The organism is Bacillus sp. HY001 (genome assembly GCF_007558965.1).
Lineage (GTDB): Bacteria > Bacillota > Bacilli > Bacillales > Bacillaceae_G > Bacillus_A > Bacillus_A mobilis.
In genome coordinates, this window is record NZ_VLTE01000019.1 from 1 (window position 1) to 20782 (window position 20782).

The window sequence follows — 20782 nt, forward strand, 5'->3', positions numbered from 1 at the left end:
GCTCGCTAATGTGTTAACTCCCCTGACGTTAATCGTCCGTTAGGTCGAAACGTTAGAAACCCCCACTTCAAGCTTCGCTAAGTGGGGGAGTGTTCATTGCTTATTGTTTATATTGTTGCGAGTAAAGCAATAGGCAGAGCTGTTATACCTATACCAGAAATATTTATAGTATGTAGTTCCTTATTTGCGGGTAGTCTCATCATTGGAGTTATGATAGGAAAACGAGCATAGAGATAGGAGGAATGAAAAATGCAAGATGAGTTTGAGAGATTTCAGTCGGATCAAGCGTTTAAGTATGTAGGGTTATTTTTTACGATTAGTTTAGCGATATGGAGTTTATATAATTTAATTGTTGATGGAAATGCTGGTATGCCGTTTGTTTTATTTGTACTAGGGCAGTGGGTGTATTTTCTTGTGAACTATTGGCCGAAGTGGAAATATAGAAATCAAAAAGAGGCTGATCATGTATGAGTAAGCAAGATATTGTACGGTTCATAGGAAGTTTATTTTTAGCAGGTCTTGTTTTAAATGTGAGTTTAATGATTTTAAGTATTTCGTGGGGAACAATTTTCATATCGAATGTAGCACTAGTCATTTTATATAGTATTTCGGAATATAGAGAACAGAAGCGTTTGAAAGAAGAGGGAGTACCGTCGATTGATGAGCGAGTTGTGAACAAGATGAAGTCATATTTTACGATTAGTATGACAAGCTTCGTGTTCTTGTTCATTATGTATCTTTGTGTAAATAAGTATTTAGATAGGCAAGCAGTACATGTAAATGAGTTATTATATATTGCTATTTTTGGTTTATTAATAAGTATGGCATCGACGAGTGTGTTAGCAACAAGGAATAGATAGAAAAAGGGGAACTGGGATGGGATTACCGGTATTATGTGTCGCTACGGCTATTTTTGCTTTGTTTTGGGGAATGCAGAACTTCTCTCGTAATCCAGTACCAAGTATTTGTATTATGCTTGGTACTGTAGGTTTATCATATTATTTATTAGTTTCAGCTCATTACCATAAAACAGCAACGAGTGTTGTCGTTGGAGCACTTATTTTATTTTGTGGGCGCGCTGTACAAAAAGGAATATTTCCGTAAAAGCTGTTTATACAAAGAGTATAAACAGCTTTTTGTATTTTTTTTACAAAAGGCTTGAAAGTGACGTAACGTTACCTTTTATAATGAAGGAGAAGAGGTGATGGTAGTGATTTCAATACAACAATTGACGAAAGAAACAGGGGTAACAGTACGTACATTACGTTATTATGATCAAATAGATTTATTAAAGCCGAGCGGGAAAACAGAAGGCGGGCATCGTTTATATAGTGAAGCTGACGTAATACGTCTGCAACAAATTTTATTTTTAAAGGAAATGGGATTTTCATTAAAAGAAGCTGTGAATATGTTAGTAAAAGGTGAGCTTAACTTAAAGGACTCTCTTGAAAAACAACTTCGGTTTGTACAGGAAGAACAAAAGAAGTTTAATCGAATGGAACGTGTTTTACAAGCTGTTGTTTATTCGGTAGATGTGGAGGGAGAACTTGATTGGAAAGTTATGTTTGAACTAATTCAGCTTTCGAAACAGTCGTCTCGTATACGTGAAATATTTCAAAATGAAGTATTTTCAAAGGAAGAACAAAAATTGCTTCATAACTTGCCAAATATGAGTGAAGAAGATCCGAATGTTTTAGAATGGGTAGATTTATTAAAGCAATTCCGTACTTTTATGAAAGCCGGCAAAGAAGCCGCGAGTGATGAGGTCCAAGAGGAAACGAAGAAATTAATGCAGAAGTGTTTAGAAATGGCCAATGGTGACGAAGCGTTTTTAGATAAGTTATGGGAAGTTAGAAAATCGAAGGAAGATTCACAGAAAATGAGCATGTATCCAATTGAAGAAGAACTTTTATTATATATAGATGAAGCTTTTCGTATATATGATGAGAAGGAGAGGGATAAATGAGTATACTCGCAGAATATCGTTGGTACTTTTTAATTGGGGCAGAGATTGTATTTTGGTTATCGGCTATCGGTTTCTTTTTACTCCGTTACGGATTCCGTTTAAAAAAGGCGAGCTTTATTATGGGGATTGTACTTCTCGTAAATGAAGTGTTTATTTTAACTTTAGGGGTAGTGGACTATTATCAAACAGGAAAGTTCTCTAACTTTCAAATCATTACTGTAATTATTTTATTGTATGCAGTTTTCTACGGGAAAAAGGATTTGAAGAAGCTTGATATATTTGCGCAAAAGCTAGTTGCGAAATGGCGGAATGAACCAGCGCCAATTATGGAAGGGCACGTAGAATTAACAGGTATGGCCTATGCAAAGCAGGAAATAAAAAATTGGGGATTGCACCTTGTTTTATTCGTTGTTGTGCATATTTTCTTTTTCTTCGCTTATGGGTTTATTCCATTTGAACAATGGGGCAATTGGTTAGAGTCAGGAATCGTTTTAAATAAAACCGCGAGTCGAGTGAGCCAAGTGTGGGCACTTATATTTTTAATTGATACAGCGATTTCATTTTCATATGTTCTTTTCCCGAAGAAGGAGAAAGGGAAAGAGAAGCTACTTTCGTAGAGGAAAGTAGCTTTTGCAGTATACAAATAATTCTTATAGGAGAGGATGACAATAGGAAAAAGAAGTGGTTTTATATGCCTACTTCTCTTTAGTTTAGTAGCATGCTCACAACCTAACATTACAATTGATAAGAAGAATGATGTCATTGTAAAGGAAGCAGGAACTTCCAATCTAGATAAATTTGAAAAGTTCGTTTTGAATGTGGAACAAGGGGAAGTTGTTAAAATAAGAATTGTACATTATACACATGAAGGGGATCCGGTTTTTCAAACGTTAGAGTATAGTGGAACAGATATAATTTATATGTTAGATAATAGGCAAGATCGATTTGCTGGTAATCATACAGATATAGATGAAGATAGCTGTAAAAGAATTGTTAAAGAGCAGCGTGAATTACAAATGGCTTATAGGTTAATAGACTGTGTGAATGAAAATGGGCGCAATGGATATGATTTATTATATGTACCTAAAAAATAGAGTTAGTAGAGGAAGGAAGTTTTGACTCCTTCCTTTTTCTATGTATATATTGTCGAAAATTTTACCGAATATCTGTTCGTTTTTTTAGGTTTTTTATGGGCGTTCGTGGTAAAATAATAATACAGATTTTTATGAGGAGGTCGGATTATACTTGGAACATCAATTTGAAATTATCTCAGCGTATTCCCCGCAAGGTGATCAGCCGGTAGCTATAGAGAAGCTTGTAGAGGGAATTAATAGTGGAAAGAAAAAGCAAGTGTTGCTTGGAGCGACAGGAACGGGTAAGACATTTACGATTTCAAATGTCATTAAAGAAGTGCAGAAGCCAACACTTGTCATGGCTCATAATAAAACGTTAGCAGGACAGTTATATAGTGAGCTGAAAGATTTCTTTCCGAATAATGCAGTTGAATATTTTGTTAGTTATTACGATTATTATCAGCCAGAAGCGTATGTGCCGCAAACAGATACGTTCATTGAAAAAGATGCGCAGATTAATGATGAAATTGATAAATTGCGTCACTCAGCAACATCTGCATTATTTGAACGGGATGATGTAATTATTGTTGCGAGTGTTTCGTGTATATATGGTTTAGGTTCTCCAGAAGAATACCGTGAGTTAGTTGTTTCACTTCGAGTTGGTATGGAAAAGGACCGCAATCAATTGCTTCGTGAGCTTGTTGATGTGCAGTATGGACGTAATGACATTGATTTCAAGCGTGGTACATTCCGTGTGCGTGGGGATGTAGTTGAAATCTTCCCAGCATCACTTGATGAGCATTGTATTCGAATTGAATTTTTCGGCGATGAAATTGATCGCATTCGCGAAGTAAATGCGTTAACAGGTGAAGTATTAGCAGAACGTGATCATGTAGCAATCTTCCCAGCATCTCACTTCGTTACACGTGAAGAAAAGATGAAGGTCGCTATTGAAAATATCGAAAAAGAATTAGAAGAGCGTTTAAAGGAATTAAATGATAATGGCAAGTTATTAGAAGCACAGCGTATAGAGCAACGTACACGTTATGATTTAGAAATGATGCGCGAGATGGGCTTTTGTTCAGGGATTGAAAACTATTCCCGTCATTTAACACTTCGTCCGGCGGGTGCAACGCCGTATACGTTATTAGACTATTTCCCAGAAGATTTCTTAATCGTTATGGATGAGTCACACGTATCCGTCCCACAAGTAAGGGCGATGTATAACGGGGACCAAGCACGTAAGCAAGTACTTGTGGATCATGGATTCCGTTTGCCATCAGCTTTAGATAATAGACCGCTTACGTTTGATGAGTTTGAAGAGAAAACGAATCAAGTTATTTACGTTTCAGCAACGCCAGGACCGTACGAGTTAGAACAGTCACCAGAAGTAATAGAACAAATTATTCGTCCAACAGGGCTTTTAGATCCACCAATTGATATACGACCAATTGAAGGTCAAATTGATGATTTATTGGGAGAAATTCAAGATCGCATTGCAAAAAATGAACGTGTATTAATTACGACTTTAACGAAGAAGATGTCAGAGGATTTAACGGATTACTTAAAAGATGTAGGAATTAAAGTGAACTATCTTCACTCTGAAATTAAGACGTTAGAACGTATTGAAATTATCCGTGACCTTCGCCTTGGTAAGTTTGATGTACTTGTTGGTATTAACTTATTACGAGAAGGATTAGATATTCCAGAAGTATCACTTGTAGCTATTTTAGATGCTGATAAGGAAGGATTCTTGCGTTCAGAGCGTTCATTAATTCAAACAATCGGTCGTGCGGCACGTAATGAAAACGGCCGCGTAATTATGTACGCAGATCGTATAACAAGATCGATGGGAATTGCGATTGAAGAAACGCAGCGTCGTCGTACGATACAAGAAGCTTACAATACAGAGCATGGTATTACGCCGAAAACGATTCAAAAAGGCGTGCGTGATGTTATCCGTGCAACGACAGCTGCTGAAGAACCAGAAACATATGAAGCAGCGCCAGCTAAGAAGATGACGAAAAAAGAGCGTGAAAAAACAATTGCGAAGATGGAAGCAGAGATGAAAGAAGCAGCAAAAGCGTTAGATTTCGAGCGTGCAGCTGAATTAAGAGATTTACTATTAGAATTAAAAGCGGAAGGGTGAACAGAGTGAGCATGAGCAAGGATTTTATTGTTGTAAAAGGTGCTAGAGCACATAACTTAAAAAATATTGATGTAACCATTCCGAGAAATCAGCTTGTTGTTGTGACGGGATTGTCTGGTTCAGGGAAATCATCATTAGCATTTGATACGATTTATGCAGAAGGGCAACGCAGATACGTAGAATCGTTATCTGCGTATGCGCGCCAGTTTTTAGGACAAATGGATAAGCCGGATGTAGATACGATTGAAGGATTGTCACCAGCGATTTCAATCGATCAAAAAACAACGAGTCGTAATCCCCGTTCAACTGTCGGAACGGTAACGGAGATTTATGATTATTTACGTCTACTATTCGCACGAATTGGTACGCCGATTTGTCCGAATCATGGTATTGAAATTACATCACAAACAGTAGAGCAGATGGTAGACCGTGTACTTGAATATCCTGAACGTACGAAATTACAAGTGTTAGCTCCTATTGTTTCTGGGCGTAAAGGTGCGCATGTGAAAGTGCTTGAAGACATTAAGAAGCAAGGATATGTTCGTGTACGTGTTGATGGTGAAATGCTTGATGTATCTGAAGATATTGCGTTAGATAAAAATAAGAAGCATTCTATTGAAGTTGTAATTGATCGTATTGTTGTAAAAGAAGGAATCGCAAGCCGTCTTGCGGATTCTCTTGAAAGTGCATTAAGACTTGGCGGGGGACGAGTGTTAATTGATGTAATGGGAGAAGAGGAACTTCTATTTAGTGAACATCATGCTTGCCCACATTGTGGTTTTTCAATCGGAGAATTAGAGCCGCGTATGTTCTCATTCAACAGTCCATTCGGGGCATGTCCTTCTTGTGATGGACTTGGTTCAAAGTTAGAGGTAGATTTAGAACTTGTTATTCCGAACTGGGATTTATCGTTAAATGAACATGCGATTGCGCCTTGGGAACCGACAAGCTCACAATATTACCCACAGCTTTTACAATCTGTATGTAATCATTACGGCGTTGATATGGATATGCCTGTAAAAGATATACCGAAAGATTTATTTGATAAAGTGTTGTACGGAAGCGGAGAAGAGAAAGTTTATTTCCGTTATGTAAATGAATTTGGTCAAGTAAAGGAAAATGAGATTTTATTTGAAGGTGTTATTCCGAATATTGAACGTCGTTATCGTGAAACGAGTTCTGATTATATTCGTGAGCAAATGGAAAAGTATATGGCAGAGCAAGCTTGTCCAAAGTGTAAAGGTGGACGCTTAAAGCCTGAGAGTTTAGCTGTTTTCGTTGGTGATAAAACGATTGCTGATGTAACGAAGTATTCTGTTCAAGAAGTACAGGAATTCTTCTCAAATGTGGAGCTAACGGAGAAGCAACAAAAAATTGCTCATTTAATTTTAAGAGAAATCCAAGAGCGTGTTGGATTCTTAGTGAACGTCGGTTTAGATTATTTAACGTTAAGTCGTGCCGCAGGAACTTTATCAGGTGGTGAGGCACAGCGTATACGTTTAGCGACACAAATCGGTTCTCGTCTGACTGGCGTACTTTACATTCTTGATGAGCCTTCTATCGGTTTGCACCAGCGTGATAACGATCGTCTTATTCGCACATTGCAAGAAATGCGCGATTTAGGAAATACGTTAATTGTCGTTGAGCATGATGAAGACACGATGATGGCTGCTGATTATTTACTTGATATCGGACCTGGTGCAGGTATTCACGGTGGTCAAGTTGTGTCAGCAGGTACACCAGCTGAAGTGATGCAAGATGATAATTCGCTAACAGGTAAGTATTTAAGTGGTAAAGAGTTTATTCCGGTTCCACTTGAAAGACGTAAAGGTGACGGAAGAAAAGTGGAAATTGTCGGTGCCAAAGAGAATAACTTAAAGAATGCGAAGATGTCATTCCCACTTGGTACGTTTGTAGCGGTAACCGGTGTATCTGGATCAGGTAAAAGTACGATGATTAATGAGGTACTATATAAATCGTTAGCGCAAAAATTATATAAAGCGAAGGCGAAGCCAGGTACTCATAAAGAAATTAAAGGTCTTGAGCATTTAGATAAAGTAATTGACATTGATCAATCGCCAATCGGGCGTACACCACGTTCTAATCCAGCGACGTATACAGGTGTATTCGATGATATTCGTGATGTGTTTGCACAAACGAATGAAGCGAAAGTGCGTGGATATCAAAAAGGGCGTTTCAGCTTTAATGTAAAAGGTGGACGTTGTGAAGCGTGCCGTGGTGATGGAATTATTAAAATCGAAATGCACTTCTTACCAGACGTGTACGTTCCGTGTGAAGTTTGTCACGGTAAACGTTACAACCGCGAAACGTTAGAAGTGAAATATAAAGATAAAAACATTTCTGAAGTGTTAGGGATGACAATTGAAGATGGAGTAGAGTTCTTCGCTAATATCCCAAAAATTAAGCGTAAACTTCAAACACTTGTAGACGTTGGACTTGGTTATATGAAATTAGGCCAGCCAGCTACGACGTTATCTGGAGGAGAAGCGCAGCGCGTGAAATTAGCTTCTGAATTACACCGTCGCTCTACAGGGCGTACGTTATATATTTTAGATGAGCCAACGACTGGTTTACATGCACATGATATCGCGCGTCTTCTAGAAGTTCTGCAACGTCTTGTTGAGAGCGGTGAAACCGTACTTGTAATTGAACATAATTTAGATGTAATTAAAACAGCTGATTATATCGTTGACCTTGGACCAGAAGGCGGAGACAAGGGTGGACAAATCGTTGCTTCCGGAACGCCAGAGCAAGTAGTGAAAGAAGAGCGCTCGTATACAGGCAAGTATTTAAAAGAGATTTTAGATCGTGATAAAGCAAGAATGAAAGAGAAAATAAAAGAAGTAGAGTTATCGCAATAAGTGTATTACGAAAAACCGAGTGGCATTTCCACTCGGTTTTTCGTTCATAGGGGGAGAAAATGGAGTTTACAGATGTTTTAAGAAAGAAAAACATGAAGGTAAGAGAGTTTCAAAGTTGGGGTGTATATTTTCGCAAGCGCTGGGAGGATAACTTTGCAAACCATTTAAGTGATGAGGAAAAGAAAGACATTTTCCTGTATGGAGATAAGTATGCATGTGGGTATCTTTGGCACGTATTTAGTTATGAGAAAAAGAAGTGTATAGAGGGTGAAGAAGCGGAGAACGCGTTTCATAACGAAGCGAAAAAGGAGTGCTATATATTCTATCAACATTGTGATGATGTACTGCTAATAAAAGATGCGAGCTTATTACATATGGATGATATATTGTGTGAGAGGGACGATATGTATAAAGGGGATATCTATATCGTAGATAAAGCGTTCACTTGGACTTTTGTGAAAACTCATGAACATAGATGGTGTGGCCCTTATTTTACGAGGAAATGTTAGTAGGTATACAAGCATGGTGAATAGAATAAGTTGATATAAGTATTTGTGTGATACTTGCGTTTCTTATCTATTAGCGTATGATGAAATATATATGTCAAAAGGATGTGTAAGAAAATGAGATGGATTGTATCACTTCTTGTAAATAGCGTTGTGTTAATCGCTGTATCGGGACTTTTAAAAGGGATTGCGCCAGACGCGTTTTATGTAGCAAATATACAAACTGCAATTATAGCGAGTATTATCTTGGCCGTTTTAAATGTGTTCGTAAAACCGTTTTTAATTTTAATTACGCTACCGATTACTGTTGTAACTTTCGGGTTCTTCTTAATTGTTATTAATGCGATTACGTTAAAAATAGCAGATTCATTATTAGGAGATGCATTTAATATATCAGGATTCGGTGTAGCGATTGTAGCGGCAATTTGTATTTCAATTTTTAATATGATTATTGAAAAGGCAATTGTGGAACCACTATACGAAAAAAAGAGAAAATGACAAAAAGAAAAACATTTCATGATGTGTATGAAATGTTTTTTTCTATTTATTAGAAACCGTATTTCTTGTTTTCAGAAAAAAATGGTACAATATCCGGTAGAATGGAATTTTACATCAAATGAGACTGAACCCGCAGCGGAGTGGAGGTTTATACATATGCCGAAAGTAAGGACAAAAGATTTAATTGAACAATTTCAATTGGAGTTAATAAGTGGTGAAGAAGGAATTCATCGTCCGATTGATACAAGTGATTTATCACGACCTGGAATTGAAATGGCAGGATTTTTTACATATTATCCAGCTGATCGCGTACAGCTTCTTGGTAAAACGGAGCTTACGTTCTTTGACACGTTAACGTCAGAGCAAAAACAAGAGAGAATGAAAGCGCTTTGTACTGAGGAGACGCCGTGTATTATTATAACTCGTAATCAAGATGTACCAGATGAGTTACTGCAAGCGTCACGTGAATCGGGTATGCCTTTATTACGTTCTTCTCAAACGACAACAAGATTATCAAGTCGTTTAACAAATTATTTAGAAGGTAAGTTAGCGCCAACAACAGCTGTACATGGTGTGTTAGTAGATATTTACGGTGTTGGTGTTTTAATTACAGGTCAAAGTGGTGTCGGTAAAAGTGAGACAGCTCTTGAGCTTGTAAAACGTGGTCACCGCCTTGTTGCGGATGATAGCGTAGAAATTCGCCAAGAAGATGAAGACACATTAGTAGGAAGCTCACCAGATTTAATTGAGCATTTATTAGAAATTCGTGGTCTAGGCATCATTAACGTTATGACGTTATTCGGTGCAGGGGCAGTGCGAAATTATAAGCGTATTACACTTGTTATTAATCTTGAAATTTGGGATCAAAAGAAAAATTATGATCGCTTAGGTCTTGATGAAGAGAAGATGAAGATTATTGATACAGAACTTACGAAGATTACACTTCCAGTTCGTCCTGGTCGAAACTTGGCTGTTATTATTGAAGTAGCAGCGATGAACTTCCGTTTAAAACGTATGGGAGTCAATGCAGCACAACAGTTCTCTGAACGATTAATGAGTGCGATTGAGTTAGGAAATCAGGAGTAAACTTTGGAGAGGGAGGTCATACATATGCTGTTAGGTTCTGTACCACAGCTTGACCGTGTAGCGATCCAACTTGGACCGTTTCCTGTTTATTGGTACGGGATTATTATCGGTACAGGTGTGCTACTAGGTCTTTGGCTAGCAACTCGCGAGGGAGAAAGGCTAGGTATTCCAAAAGATACATTTGTTGACCTTGTATTAATTGCAGTACCGATCGCTATTCTATTTGCGAGAATGTACTACGTTATTTTTGAATGGGAATATTACGCGCAAAACCCGAGTCAAATTATTAATATTCGTCAAGGTGGCTTGGCGATTCATGGTGGTTTAATCGGGGCTGTTATTACAGGGATTCTTTTTGCGAAACGCCGCGGGGTTTCATTCTGGAAGTTGGCTGATATTGCTGCGCCAAGTATTTTACTAGGACAAGCAATTGGCCGATGGGGAAACTTTATGAACCAAGAGGCACATGGTGATGAAGTAACGAGACAGTTTTTAGAGGGTCTTCATTTACCGGATTTCATTATTAATCAAATGTATATTGAAGGTGTGTACTATCACCCAACGTTTTTATATGAATCACTATGGAATTTTGCAGGTGTCATTTTATTACTTGCATTACGAAAAGTGAATTTACGACGCGGGGAATTATTCTTCACATATTTAATTTGGTATTCAGTAGGGCGCTTCTTCGTAGAAGGCTTACGTACAGATAGTTTAATGCTAGGACCACTTCGTATCGCACAAGTAATGTCAATTGGACTTGTTGTTATTTCTATTATTTTCATTATCGTGAGACGAAAAATGGGGCAAGCTGATAAAAGATATTCGGAAAATTAGAGAAAAGTAGCATCTTATTATGAGATGCTGCTTCTTTCATATTCAGGAAAGAGAAGGGACTAAGGCAATGAGAATAAATACAGTGTTATTTGATTTAGATGGAACGTTAATTAATACAAACGAACTTATTATTTCTTCTTTTTTACATACGTTACATACATATTATCCGAATCAATATAAGCGTGAAGATGTATTGCCATTCATTGGTCCATCTTTACATGATACTTTCAGCAAGATTGATGAAAACAAGGTTGAAGAGATGATTACATGTTATCGTCAATTTAACCATGAGCATCACGATGAATTAGTGGAAGAATATGAAACTGTATATGAAACAGTTCAAGAGTTGAAGAAGCAAGGCTATAAAGTTGGTATTGTTACAACGAAAGCGAGACAAACCGTTGAAATGGGATTAAAGCTGTCAAAGCTTGATGAATTTTTTGATGTTGTCGTGACAATTGATGATGTAGAGCATGTGAAACCACACCCAGAGCCACTTCAAAAAGCGCTTGAGTTATTAGATGCGAAACCGGAAGAAGCATTGATGGTTGGGGATAACCATCATGATATTGTTGGTGGACAAAATGCGGGTACGAAAACAGCTGCAGTTTCATGGACGTTGAAAGGTAGAGCGTATTTAGAGGCGTACAAGCCGGACTTTATGCTAGATAAAATGAGTGATTTGCTACCGATTTTGTCTAATATGAACCGGTCATAAAGGTCCAAGTAAGTTAGTAGGGGCGTATTTCCCTACTTTAGTAGAGGAGCGAGCTAAGTGCGACGGACAACGCGCTATCCTGTTTCGGGAGAGAATTCATTATGGAATGTGTATAAAACAGTGTCCTTTTGGAAGGTAATGAAGAACTTTATTATTATCCAAATTGCACGTTACACGCCATTTTTATCCGTTAAGAATTGGTTGTACCGCACATTCTTACGGATGAAAGTCGGAAAGAAAACATCATTTGCGCTTATGGTAATGCCGGACATTATGTTCCCAGAAAAGATAACTGTGGGAGAGAATTCGATTGTCGGCTATAACACAACGCTTTTAGCACATGAATATTTAATTCGTGAATATCGACTTGGAGAGATCATCATAGGAAATGAAGTGATGATTGGAGCGAATACGACTATATTACCAGGTGTAAAAATTGGGGATGGCGCGATTATTTCAGCTGGCACACTTGTTCATAGAGATGTCCCAAGTGGTGCTTTCGTGGGTGGAAATCCAATGCGTGTTATTTATACGAAAGAAGAAATGGATGCTAGAGAAGGTTGATAGCAAAAATGTAACATTTCTCTTCTTTTTTAATGAATAAAAAGGAAATAATTGAGTATAATATACTGTTTTGTTTTTTACGGAATCGTTTATACTTATAGATAGAAGAATGTGTGAACGAAGAAAACAAAAAACTGGAGGATATATGGGGAAAAATCAAGGAATATATAAGGAGAACGGACAAGTTATCTCTTTTAATCAATTAGCGGACTTCTTTTATAAAAAAGGGATGAGGGCTTACAAAGGGCAAAAATTGCAAGATGCAATTAAATATTTTCGAAGAGCGGCACAAAGTGAGAAGGAGCCGTTTATTTTATGCCAATTAGCAACAGTATTATCTGAGGCTGGTGAATATCAAGAGTCGAATCAAATCTTCTTTAAGCTTGTTAGATCTAATCCAGAACTTGAACAGTGCTATTATTTTATTGCAAATAATTATGCATATATGGGGCTATTTCAGCAGGCGAAAAAGTATGCGGATCGCTATTTAGAAGTTGCAGAAGAGAAGGAATTTGTAGAAGATACATTAGAATTACTTGAGATTATGGAAGAAGAAGCGATGGGTGCGGAAGAGATTGAGGATGAAGATGATTTAATTGTTATGCAGGAAGAAGCGAATCGTTATATTCGTAACGGACAATTGGAAGAAGCAATTGCTACATTAGAAATTGTTACGAAAGATTATCCGGAATTTTGGTCGGGTCATAATAATTTAGCCATTGCACATTTTCAATCTGGTAATGTAGATAAGGCGCTGAAGTTAACGGAAATGATTTTAGAGAAAAATCCTGGTAATATACATGCGCTTTGTAACACGCTTATTTTTCTATATTCAATTGGAGAGCATAAACAAGTAGAAGCGTTGGCTGCTCAGTTAGTTTCGGTATATCCAATTTCGTTCGAGCATCGTTTGAAACTTGGAACGACACTTGCAACAATTGGTCATTTTGAGCCTGCATATAAATGGTTCAAAGTATTAAAGCGTCAAGGATACGAGGGAGACGTTAGTTTTTATTATTGGTTTGCATATTCTGCTTATATGGTGAAAGATCAGCAAGTAGCTGAAAAAATGTGGCAACATGTTGTAGAATTGCACCCTGATAAAAAGGGAAAAGAGCCGTGGAATGCGCTGAATTTAGCAGATGAAGGACAAAACGTATTATTTGAAGAATTACGAAAATCATTTCAGCAAAGTGGGACGCTAGAGGAACAAATGCTAGCTTTATATTTAATGAATGAATTGTCCACGCCAGAGAAGGTGGGATTCTTCTTTGATGTAACGCAGGCGAAGAACGGTGTTCCAATCGTATCGCAACTTGCAAAGTATTTCTTTTTACTTAATAGCCATAAGAGCATTCCGGCTGATTTGCAGCAATTTGAACAGTGTGCGCGAATTGCGGATGCTTTATATAATTATACGAAAAAAGATGATGAATTAATCGAAGAGTGTTTACAATTTTGGTTCTGTACGTTCATACGTTTATATACATCTGGGGCAGTTTTCACAAATGTATACGGATGGTCAGCTGCGGTTGAATATATCGTACGCAGCGAACAAGGAAATAAGATGACACAGTCGGAGCTTGGAGATGTATATAATGTATCTGTAGCGACTGTTCGAAAGTATGTGCAGGCTGTTAAGCGTACGCACACATAATGTAAGCAAATCATTGGGAAAAAAATGATGCTAACAGTATAATGAGGGTAACTTAATTGTGTAGGAATGAATAGGAGTGAATAGTGTGTCAGAAGAAAAAATTTATGATGTCATTATTATTGGTGCAGGACCAGCTGGTATGACAGCTGCAGTATATACATCTCGTGCGAATTTAAGCACATTAATGCTTGAGCGTGGTATTCCAGGTGGGCAAATGGCAAACACAGAAGATGTAGAAAACTACCCAGGTTATGAGTCTATTTTAGGACCAGACTTATCAAATAAAATGTTCGAGCATGCGAAGAAATTTGGTGCTGAATATGCATACGGTGATGTGAAAGCAGTCATCGATGGTAAAGAATACAAAACAATTATTGCTGGTAAAAAAGAATATAAAGCACGTGCAATTATCGTTGCAAGCGGTGCAGAGTATAAAAAAATTGGTGTGCCAGGCGAAGCAGAACTTGGCGGCCGCGGTGTATCATATTGTGCAGTATGTGATGGTGCTTTCTTTAAAGGAAAAGAACTTGTAGTTATTGGTGGCGGAGATTCTGCTGTTGAAGAGGGTGTGTTCTTAACACGCTTCGCATCGAAGGTAACAATTGTTCACCGTCGTGACACGCTTCGTGCACAGAAAATTTTACAAGATCGTGCTTTCCAAAACGAGAAAGTAGATTTCATTTGGAATCACACTATTAAAGAAATTAACGATGCAAATGGTAAAGTAGGAAGCGTAACACTTGTAGACGTAAACAGTGGAGAAGAGAAAGAAGTCAAAACTGACGGTGTATTCGTATACATCGGTATGTTACCATTATCAAAACCATTTGTTGAACTAGGTATTACAAATGAAAATGGTTACCTTGAAACAAACGAGCGTATGGAAACGAAAGTTCCAGGTATTTTCGCAGCTGGTGATGTTCGTGAAAAAATGCTACGTCAAATTGTAACTGCAACAGGTGATGGTAGTATTGCAGCACAAAGTGCACAACATTACGTAGAAGAATTATTAGAAGAACTAAAAACTGTATCAGAAAAATAAGGGATAACATACCTTTTGAGAAGAAAGCTACCGATAGGAGCTTTCTTCTTTTTTTTGTGAAAATGTCAAAGTTTTGTCAAAAAATATTAGGATTATAAGCTTTCTTATTGATATACTGGACTTTACGGAAAAAATCACTATAAGAAATGAGGAATTTATTCAGTATGGAATGGCGTAATATATATCGTGGATTTTGTATGGGCGTTAGTGATTTAATTCCTGGTGTGAGCGGCGGTACAATCGCTGTTGTGTTAGGGATTTATGAACAATTACTTGCAGCAATTAGTGGGTTCTTTAGTCGTGAATGGAAAAAACATTTAGGATTTTTAATTCCCCTTGCAGCTGGTGTGGCAGCAGCGTTTTTAACATTAAGCCACGTTATTAAATATTTACTTGCAAATCATTATGAACCGACTCAATTTTTCTTCCTCGGTTTAATTATTAGTATATTACCGATGTTAATGAGAGAAGCTGATGCAAAGTCTTCGTTTAAGGGTAAGCACATTGTTTTACTAATCGTTGCAGCAATTCTTGTTGCAATCACAGCTTTCTTTAAACCGGATAAGGCAGCAGATCCAATTACGACGTTAACAATTTTAAATGCAATTGGTTTATTTTTCGCAGGATGGATGGCTAGTATGGCTATGTTGCTTCCTGGAATTAGCGGATCATTTATTTTATTAATTATTGGTGTGTATCCAACAGCAATTAATGCTTTAACTACACTGAACTTACCTTTAATCGTAGTTATCGGTGCTGGTGTTATGGTAGGGTTTGTTGTAAGTAGTAAAGGAATTAGTTTCTTGTTAGATCGTTATAAAAGTATGACATTTGCGGCAATTATTGGACTTGTTATCGGCTCAATTGTAATTGTGTTCCCTGGTATTCCAACTGGAGGATTTTCGATTATCAGTTCAATTATTACCTTTATTTTAGGATTTGCGATTGTTACTTATTTCGGTAAGAAATAAGTACTTTAATCCCCTTGGCGATAAAAATCGTTAAGGGGATTTTTCATGCTATTCATTGAAAGTCTAGGCATTTACATTGCTTGTTATAGAAAGCTTTTTTAAAATTGTTGAGTAGCAGTGCTTAGCGAAAGGGGACTGGCTCCTTCGTTGTAGCAAACTGTTTTTGATAGTATAATGAAATGAGTATGCAGTGAGAAATTTACTGCAAGTAGCTGAGGTGAAGAAACATGCAAAGAGTGACAAACTGTGTGTTAGTTAGAGATAATGAAGTACTCTTACTCCAAAAACCTCGCCGAAATTGGTGGGTTGCACCAGGTGGGAAAATGGAGCGTGGTGAGACAGTAAGAGATTCCGTTGTTCGCGAGTATCGTGAAGAAACAGGTATTTATTTAAAGAACCCAGCGTTAAAAGGGGTCTTCACCTTTGTCATCCAAGAAGGTGATAAGGTTGTTTCAGAATGGATGATGTTCTCCTTTTTAGCGACAGATTTTGCAGGAGAAAACAAACTAGAGAGCGAAGAAGGCATCATTGGTTGGCATACATTTGACAAAATTGATGATTTAGCAATGGCACCAGGAGATTATCACATTATTGATTATTTAATTAAAGGAAATGGCATAATCTACGGTACATTTGTATATACCCCAGATTTTGAGTTGCTTTCATATCGATTAGATCCGAGTTAAACCGTCAAGGAGAGGATACGATGACAGAGAATAATGATATAAAAATGGTAATTATTACAGGAATGTCTGGAGCTGGAAAGACAGTAGCTTTACAAAGTTTTGAAGATTTAGGATATTTCTGTGTAGATAATTTACCACCGATGTTATTGCCAAAGTTTATTGAGCTTATGGCGGATTCAAAAGGGAAAATGAATAAAGTGGCACTTGGCGTTGATTTACGTGGCCGAGAGTTTTTCGAACATTTATGGGGAGCACTTGATGATTTATCAGAACGTACATGGATTATTCCTCATATTTTATTCTTAGATGCGAAAGATGGTACGCTTGTAACTCGTTATAAAGAAACGAGACGTTCGCATCCACTTGCACCAACTGGTTTGCCGTTAAAGGGAATCGAAATGGAGCGCAGTTTATTAACTGATATGAAGGCACGAGCGAATATTGTACTGGATACATCGGATTTAAAACCGAAAGAATTACGTGAAAAAATTGTTCATCTGTTTTCAACTGAAACTGAGCAAGCATTTCGTGTAAATGTTATGTCATTTGGATTTAAGTACGGTATTCCAATTGATGCAGATTTAGTATTTGATGTTCGTTTTTTACCAAATCCATATTACATTCCACATATGAAGCCATTAACAGGACTAGATGAGGAAGTTTCATCGTATGTGCTGAAATTTAATGAGACACATAAGTTTTTAGAGAAATTGACGGATCTTATTACTTTCATGCTGCCTCATTATAAAAGAGAAGGCAAGAGTCAACTTGTAATTGCAATTGGATGTACAGGTGGACAGCATCGTTCTGTTACGCTTACAGAATACCTTGGGAAACATTTGAAACCAGAGTATAGCGTTCATGTATCTCATCGTGATGTGGAGAAGAGAAAGGGCCATTAAGGGATGAAAAAAGAGAGAAAACCTAAAATTGTTATCATGGGAGGCGGTACTGGACTCTCTGTTTTATTACGAGGATTAAAACAATATCCAGTTGATATTACAGCAGTTGTTACAATCGCTGATGATGGTGGCAGTTCAGGTAGATTACGTGATGAGCTAGAAATTCCACCCCCAGGTGACATTCGCAACGTACTTGTTGCGTTATCAGATGTAGAACCGCTGGTGGAAGCTTTATTTCAGCATCGTTTCACAACGGGAGACGGGCTGAAAGGTCATGCGTTAGGAAATTTATTATTGGCGGGTATGACCTCGATTACAGGAGACTTCTTCCATGCGATTACGGAAACGAGTAAAGTGTTAAATGTCAGAGGACGTGTGTTACCAGCAGCGAACCAAAGTGCGGTACTTCATGCGGAACTAGAAGATGGAGAAATTGTAACAGGTGAATCAAAAATTCCTTATTACGGAAAGAAGATTAACCGCGTCTTTCTAACTCCAGAAGATGTAGAGCCGTTACATGAAACGTTGGCTGAGATTAAACGAGCTGATTTACTTGTTTTTGGTCCAGGAAGTTTGTATACGAGTATATTACCGAATTTAGTTGTTAACAAAATTGGGGACGCTGTTCTTGCTGCAAAAGCAAAGAAGGTATATGTGTGTAATGTTATGACGCAAGCTGGTGAAACGATGGGATATACTGCGTTTGACCATGTGCAGGCGTTACATGATCATTTAGGTAAACCATTTATCGATACTGCAATTGTAAATAACCGTGATATTCCTTGTGAATTACGTCAGTTATATGAGGAAGAAATGTCGGCACCAGTTGTAGTAGATGAAGAGCGTTTTGCAGAGAGCAATATTGATGTCATTCAAGATCAATTGGCGAAGTATGATGATCGTGTTGTAAGGCACGATACATTAAAACTAGCTTCTATTTTATATTCACTGTTGTAGATGTGCGTTGCCTCGTTTGAGGTAACGCTCATCCTTTCATATAGGACAAGATTTTTGTTCCAAAGTAATCGTATAAGGAGGTGTTGACTGTGTCATTTGCATCAGAAACAAAGAAAGAGTTGACGAATCTTGAGATGAAGGAATGCTGTGAGAAAGCAGAATTATCAGCGTTACTTCGAATGAACGGATCGCTTTCTTTTTCAAATCGTCGTCTATCTATCGATATTCAAACGGAGAATGCGGCAATTGCAAGAAGGATCTATACGCTTTTGAAAAAAGGATATGACGTGACGGTAGAATTACTTGTTCGTAAAAAAATGCGATTGAAGAAAAATAATGTATATATTGTGCGGCTTGTTGAGAAGTCTCGCGAAATATTAGCTGATCTTCATATTGTTCGAGACGACTTTTCATTTATTCGAAATATATCACAAGAATTGATTGATAAGAAATGTTGTAAACGATCGTATTTACGCGGTGCATTTTTAGCAGGTGGTTCAGTAAATAACCCAGAAACATCATCTTATCATTTAGAAGTCTTTTCGTTATATAAGGAACATAATGATGCTATATGTGAACTGATGAACGGATTTGATTTAAATAGTAAGACGTTGGAAAGAAGAAAAGGGTACATTACGTATTTGAAAGAAGCAGAAAAGATTACGGAGTTTTTAAATATTATAGGCGCTCATAATGCACTTTTAAGATTTGAAGACATTCGAATCGTTCGCGATATGCGTAATTCAGTAAATCGTTTAGTAAACTGCGAAACAGCCAATTTAAATAAAACAATTGGTGCAGCGCTAAGACAGATTGAAAATATCCGTTATATTGATGAGACGGTTGGTCTTGATATATTACCAGATAAACTACGAGAAATTGCACAATTACGAAGAGATTATCAAGATGTAACATTGAAAGAGTTAGGCGAGATGGTATCCGGGGGGAAAATTAGTAAATCGGGTATTAATCATCGTTTGCGTAAAATCGATGAGATTGCAGAGAAATTACGCGCGGGGGAAACGGTAGCGAAAAAATAAGAGGTTAAAGGGGAAATGGAGCTGTGGTTCAAAAACGAGTTCAGGTTTCATTAAAAAACGGTTTACAAGCACGTCCGGCTGCGTTGTTTGTACAAGAGGCCAATCGCTTTCATGCGGATATTTTTATCGAGAAAGATGGAAAGACAGTGAATGCAAAGAGCATAATGGGGATTATGAGCTTAGCAATTGGAACTGGTAGCATGATAATAATTACAACAGAAGGTTCAGATGCAGAAGAAGCTTTAGAAGCATTAGCTGCATATGTACAATAAGAAGCTATCGCGCATGTGCGATAGCTTTTTTGTTTTGTTGTTTTTTGGGCGGGGTGGGGTATGTAGGGGGCGCGCGCTTGTCGAGGATTGTCGGTAAGTCGATAAGTTGTGTCGAATCGTCGATATATTGAAAAAATCGCCGATATAATTGGAGTTACGGTCGATATATTTGAAAAATCGCCGATATATTTAGGTGGATACTAGGTGGGGTATGCATGTGCGGAGGCCTCACCATAAAAAAAGCGCCCTGTAAGAGGGCGCTTCCGCTTTAAATCTATCTAGCTCCACCGGCTAGAATGGTCGGTGGCTTCGCTTCTTCCGGCGAGGTAAAAAGCACCTCTTTGTCAGAAGCTCCATCCCCCTCCCATTCTGAACGAGCCGCTTCCGCTTTAAGTTATTAACGATTTGTAAAGATCTTATCGATTAAACCGTATTCTAAAGCTTTTTCTGCTGTCATGAAGTTGTCGCGGTCTGTGTCGCGTTGTAGTACTTCAAGTGGTTGACCTGTGCGGTCAGCAAGAATTTGGTTTAGTTTTTCACGTAAGAATAGGATACGTTTTGCAGCGATTTCGATTTCAGTCGCTTGACCTTGTGCTCCACCAAGTGGTTGGTGAATCATTACTTCACTGTTTGGAAGTGCATAACGTTTACCTTTTTCACCTGCTGCAAGTAAGAATGCACCCATAGATGCAGCCATACCGATACAGATTGTTGATACTTGTGGTTTAATAAACTGCATTGTATCGTAAATTGCCATACCTGCTGTGATAGAACCACCAGGGCTGTTGATATAGATGTGAATATCTTTTTCTGGATCTTGAGATTCCAAGAATAAAAGCTGGGAAACGATTGAGTTAGCTACGTTGTCATCAATTGCACTACCAAGCATAATGATGCGGTCTTTTAATAGTCGAGAGTAAATATCGTAAGCGCGTTCTCCACGATTTGTTTGTTCAATTACTGTAGGAATTAAATT

General features: G+C 37.8%; 23 protein-coding genes and 1 pseudogene. 23 read left to right on the top strand and 1 reads right to left on the bottom strand.

Going from position 1 to position 20782, the window contains the following annotated elements; all coding sequences use genetic code 11:
* Positions 1 to 96: 96 nt before the first annotated feature.
* From FOT98_RS32905 to FOT98_RS11590, 23 genes and pseudogenes are all read left to right on the top strand, one after another.
* A pseudogene (locus FOT98_RS32905) lies at positions 97 to 231 on the top strand (hypothetical protein); the annotation flags it as partial.
* 18 nt (positions 232 to 249) lie between these two features.
* Complete coding sequence (locus tag FOT98_RS11485; RefSeq protein WP_063259546.1) at positions 250 to 471, top strand: hypothetical protein; 222 nt, start codon at positions 250 to 252, stop codon at positions 469 to 471.
* Complete coding sequence (locus FOT98_RS11490) at positions 468 to 860, top strand: hypothetical protein (RefSeq protein ID WP_063259547.1); 393 nt, start codon at positions 468 to 470, stop codon at positions 858 to 860. Before FOT98_RS11485 ends, FOT98_RS11490 begins: the two co-directional genes overlap by 4 nt.
* 16 nt (positions 861 to 876) lie before the next feature.
* On the top strand, positions 877 to 1104 hold the full coding sequence (locus tag FOT98_RS11495; RefSeq protein ID WP_063259548.1) for a hypothetical protein: 228 nt from the start codon (positions 877 to 879) through the stop codon (positions 1102 to 1104).
* 100 nt (positions 1105 to 1204) lie between these two features.
* Positions 1205 to 1966 (top strand): MerR family transcriptional regulator, encoded by a 762-nt coding sequence (locus tag FOT98_RS11500; RefSeq protein WP_063259549.1) that lies wholly within the window; start codon positions 1205 to 1207, stop codon positions 1964 to 1966.
* Positions 1963 to 2583, top strand: coding sequence for a hypothetical protein (locus FOT98_RS11505; RefSeq protein WP_063259550.1), 621 nt, complete (start codon positions 1963 to 1965; stop codon positions 2581 to 2583). Before FOT98_RS11500 ends, FOT98_RS11505 begins: the two co-directional genes overlap by 4 nt.
* Positions 2584 to 2628: 45 nt before the next feature.
* Positions 2629 to 3060 carry a DUF4362 domain-containing protein gene (locus FOT98_RS11510; RefSeq protein ID WP_063259551.1) on the top strand — a complete coding sequence of 144 codons (432 nt, stop codon included), beginning with the start codon at positions 2629 to 2631 and terminating at the stop codon, positions 3058 to 3060.
* A 151-nt stretch (positions 3061 to 3211) separates the two neighbouring features.
* Complete coding sequence (gene uvrB, locus FOT98_RS11515) at positions 3212 to 5188, top strand: excinuclease ABC subunit B (RefSeq protein ID WP_063259552.1); 1977 nt, start codon at positions 3212 to 3214, stop codon at positions 5186 to 5188.
* Between the two features lie 11 nt (positions 5189 to 5199).
* Positions 5200 to 8070 carry an excinuclease ABC subunit UvrA gene (uvrA, locus tag FOT98_RS11520; RefSeq protein WP_063259553.1) on the top strand — a complete coding sequence of 957 codons (2871 nt, stop codon included), beginning with the start codon at positions 5200 to 5202 and terminating at the stop codon, positions 8068 to 8070.
* A gap of 59 nt (positions 8071 to 8129) precedes the next feature.
* Entirely contained in the window at positions 8130 to 8579 is a 450-nt protein-coding gene (locus FOT98_RS11525) for a DUF4275 family protein (RefSeq protein ID WP_063259554.1), read from the top strand.
* 114 nt (positions 8580 to 8693) lie between these two features.
* Positions 8694 to 9074, top strand: coding sequence for a phage holin family protein (locus FOT98_RS11530; RefSeq protein WP_001267308.1), 381 nt, complete (start codon positions 8694 to 8696; stop codon positions 9072 to 9074).
* Positions 9075 to 9230: 156 nt separating this feature from the next.
* Entirely contained in the window at positions 9231 to 10160 is a 930-nt protein-coding gene (hprK, locus tag FOT98_RS11535) for an HPr(Ser) kinase/phosphatase (protein WP_029440973.1), read from the top strand.
* A gap of 24 nt (positions 10161 to 10184) precedes the next feature.
* Positions 10185 to 10997: a prolipoprotein diacylglyceryl transferase gene (gene lgt, locus FOT98_RS11540; protein WP_016136008.1), complete on the top strand. Its 813-nt coding sequence runs from the start codon at positions 10185 to 10187 to the stop codon at positions 10995 to 10997.
* Between the two features lie 67 nt (positions 10998 to 11064).
* Positions 11065 to 11715 carry a pyrophosphatase PpaX gene (gene ppaX, locus FOT98_RS11545; protein ID WP_063259555.1) on the top strand — a complete coding sequence of 217 codons (651 nt, stop codon included), beginning with the start codon at positions 11065 to 11067 and terminating at the stop codon, positions 11713 to 11715.
* A 57-nt stretch (positions 11716 to 11772) separates the two neighbouring features.
* Positions 11773 to 12279 (top strand): acyltransferase, encoded by a 507-nt coding sequence (locus FOT98_RS11550; RefSeq protein ID WP_061679305.1) that lies wholly within the window; start codon positions 11773 to 11775, stop codon positions 12277 to 12279.
* Between the two features lie 145 nt (positions 12280 to 12424).
* Positions 12425 to 13936 (top strand): tetratricopeptide repeat protein, encoded by a 1512-nt coding sequence (locus tag FOT98_RS11555; protein WP_063259556.1) that lies wholly within the window; start codon positions 12425 to 12427, stop codon positions 13934 to 13936.
* 85 nt (positions 13937 to 14021) lie between these two features.
* Positions 14022 to 14978: a thioredoxin-disulfide reductase gene (trxB, locus tag FOT98_RS11560; protein ID WP_061679303.1), complete on the top strand. Its 957-nt coding sequence runs from the start codon at positions 14022 to 14024 to the stop codon at positions 14976 to 14978.
* Between the two features lie 164 nt (positions 14979 to 15142).
* Positions 15143 to 15949, top strand: a complete 807-nt coding sequence (locus FOT98_RS11565) for a DUF368 domain-containing protein (protein ID WP_000455196.1) — start codon at positions 15143 to 15145, stop codon at positions 15947 to 15949.
* A gap of 227 nt (positions 15950 to 16176) precedes the next feature.
* The gene (locus FOT98_RS11570; protein WP_061679302.1) at positions 16177 to 16635 is read left to right on the top strand and encodes an NUDIX hydrolase; all 459 of its coding nucleotides are present in this window, start codon (positions 16177 to 16179) and stop codon (positions 16633 to 16635) included.
* A 20-nt stretch (positions 16636 to 16655) separates the two neighbouring features.
* The gene (gene rapZ, locus FOT98_RS11575; protein WP_000138462.1) at positions 16656 to 17537 is read left to right on the top strand and encodes an RNase adapter RapZ; all 882 of its coding nucleotides are present in this window, start codon (positions 16656 to 16658) and stop codon (positions 17535 to 17537) included.
* 3 nt (positions 17538 to 17540) lie between these two features.
* Complete coding sequence (locus FOT98_RS11580; RefSeq protein ID WP_000712183.1) at positions 17541 to 18494, top strand: gluconeogenesis factor YvcK family protein; 954 nt, start codon at positions 17541 to 17543, stop codon at positions 18492 to 18494.
* 89 nt (positions 18495 to 18583) lie between these two features.
* Entirely contained in the window at positions 18584 to 19534 is a 951-nt protein-coding gene (gene whiA / locus FOT98_RS11585; RefSeq protein WP_061679301.1) for a DNA-binding protein WhiA, read from the top strand.
* Between the two features lie 23 nt (positions 19535 to 19557).
* On the top strand, positions 19558 to 19806 hold the full coding sequence (locus tag FOT98_RS11590; protein ID WP_063259557.1) for an HPr family phosphocarrier protein: 249 nt from the start codon (positions 19558 to 19560) through the stop codon (positions 19804 to 19806).
* Between the two features lie 397 nt (positions 19807 to 20203).
* On the opposite strand, the gene clpP is transcribed toward FOT98_RS11590, so the two are convergent.
* Positions 20204 to 20782, bottom strand: a 579-nt coding sequence (gene clpP / locus FOT98_RS11600) for an ATP-dependent Clp endopeptidase proteolytic subunit ClpP (protein WP_144291065.1), incomplete at its 5' end; no start/stop codon positions are given.

Bases quoted from the DNA above. Each gene is read 5' to 3' on its own strand.
- FOT98_RS11505 (WP_063259550.1), top strand. From the start codon at position 1,963: ATGAGTATACTCGCAGAATATCGTTGGTACTTTTTAATTGGGGCAGAG.
- FOT98_RS11490 (WP_063259547.1), top strand. From the start codon at position 468: ATGAGTAAGCAAGATATTGTACGGTTCATAGGAAGTTTATTTTTAGCA.
- ppaX (WP_063259555.1), top strand. From the start codon at position 11,065: ATGAGAATAAATACAGTGTTATTTGATTTAGATGGAACGTTAATTAAT.
- FOT98_RS11525 (WP_063259554.1), top strand. From the start codon at position 8,130: ATGGAGTTTACAGATGTTTTAAGAAAGAAAAACATGAAGGTAAGAGAG.
- FOT98_RS11555 (WP_063259556.1), top strand. From the start codon at position 12,425: ATGGGGAAAAATCAAGGAATATATAAGGAGAACGGACAAGTTATCTCT.
- uvrA (WP_063259553.1), top strand. From the start codon at position 5,200: ATGAGCAAGGATTTTATTGTTGTAAAAGGTGCTAGAGCACATAACTTA.
- lgt (WP_016136008.1), top strand. From the start codon at position 10,185: ATGCTGTTAGGTTCTGTACCACAGCTTGACCGTGTAGCGATCCAACTT.
- FOT98_RS11530 (WP_001267308.1), top strand. From the start codon at position 8,694: ATGAGATGGATTGTATCACTTCTTGTAAATAGCGTTGTGTTAATCGCT.
- FOT98_RS11570 (WP_061679302.1), top strand. From the start codon at position 16,177: ATGCAAAGAGTGACAAACTGTGTGTTAGTTAGAGATAATGAAGTACTC.
- rapZ (WP_000138462.1), top strand. From the start codon at position 16,656: ATGACAGAGAATAATGATATAAAAATGGTAATTATTACAGGAATGTCT.
- FOT98_RS11565 (WP_000455196.1), top strand. From the start codon at position 15,143: ATGGAATGGCGTAATATATATCGTGGATTTTGTATGGGCGTTAGTGAT.
- FOT98_RS11500 (WP_063259549.1), top strand. From the start codon at position 1,205: ATGGTAGTGATTTCAATACAACAATTGACGAAAGAAACAGGGGTAACA.
- FOT98_RS11580 (WP_000712183.1), top strand. From the start codon at position 17,541: ATGAAAAAAGAGAGAAAACCTAAAATTGTTATCATGGGAGGCGGTACT.
- FOT98_RS11495 (WP_063259548.1), top strand. From the start codon at position 877: ATGGGATTACCGGTATTATGTGTCGCTACGGCTATTTTTGCTTTGTTT.
- FOT98_RS11485 (WP_063259546.1), top strand. From the start codon at position 250: ATGCAAGATGAGTTTGAGAGATTTCAGTCGGATCAAGCGTTTAAGTAT.
- hprK (WP_029440973.1), top strand. From the start codon at position 9,231: ATGCCGAAAGTAAGGACAAAAGATTTAATTGAACAATTTCAATTGGAG.
- FOT98_RS11510 (WP_063259551.1), top strand. From the start codon at position 2,629: ATGACAATAGGAAAAAGAAGTGGTTTTATATGCCTACTTCTCTTTAGT.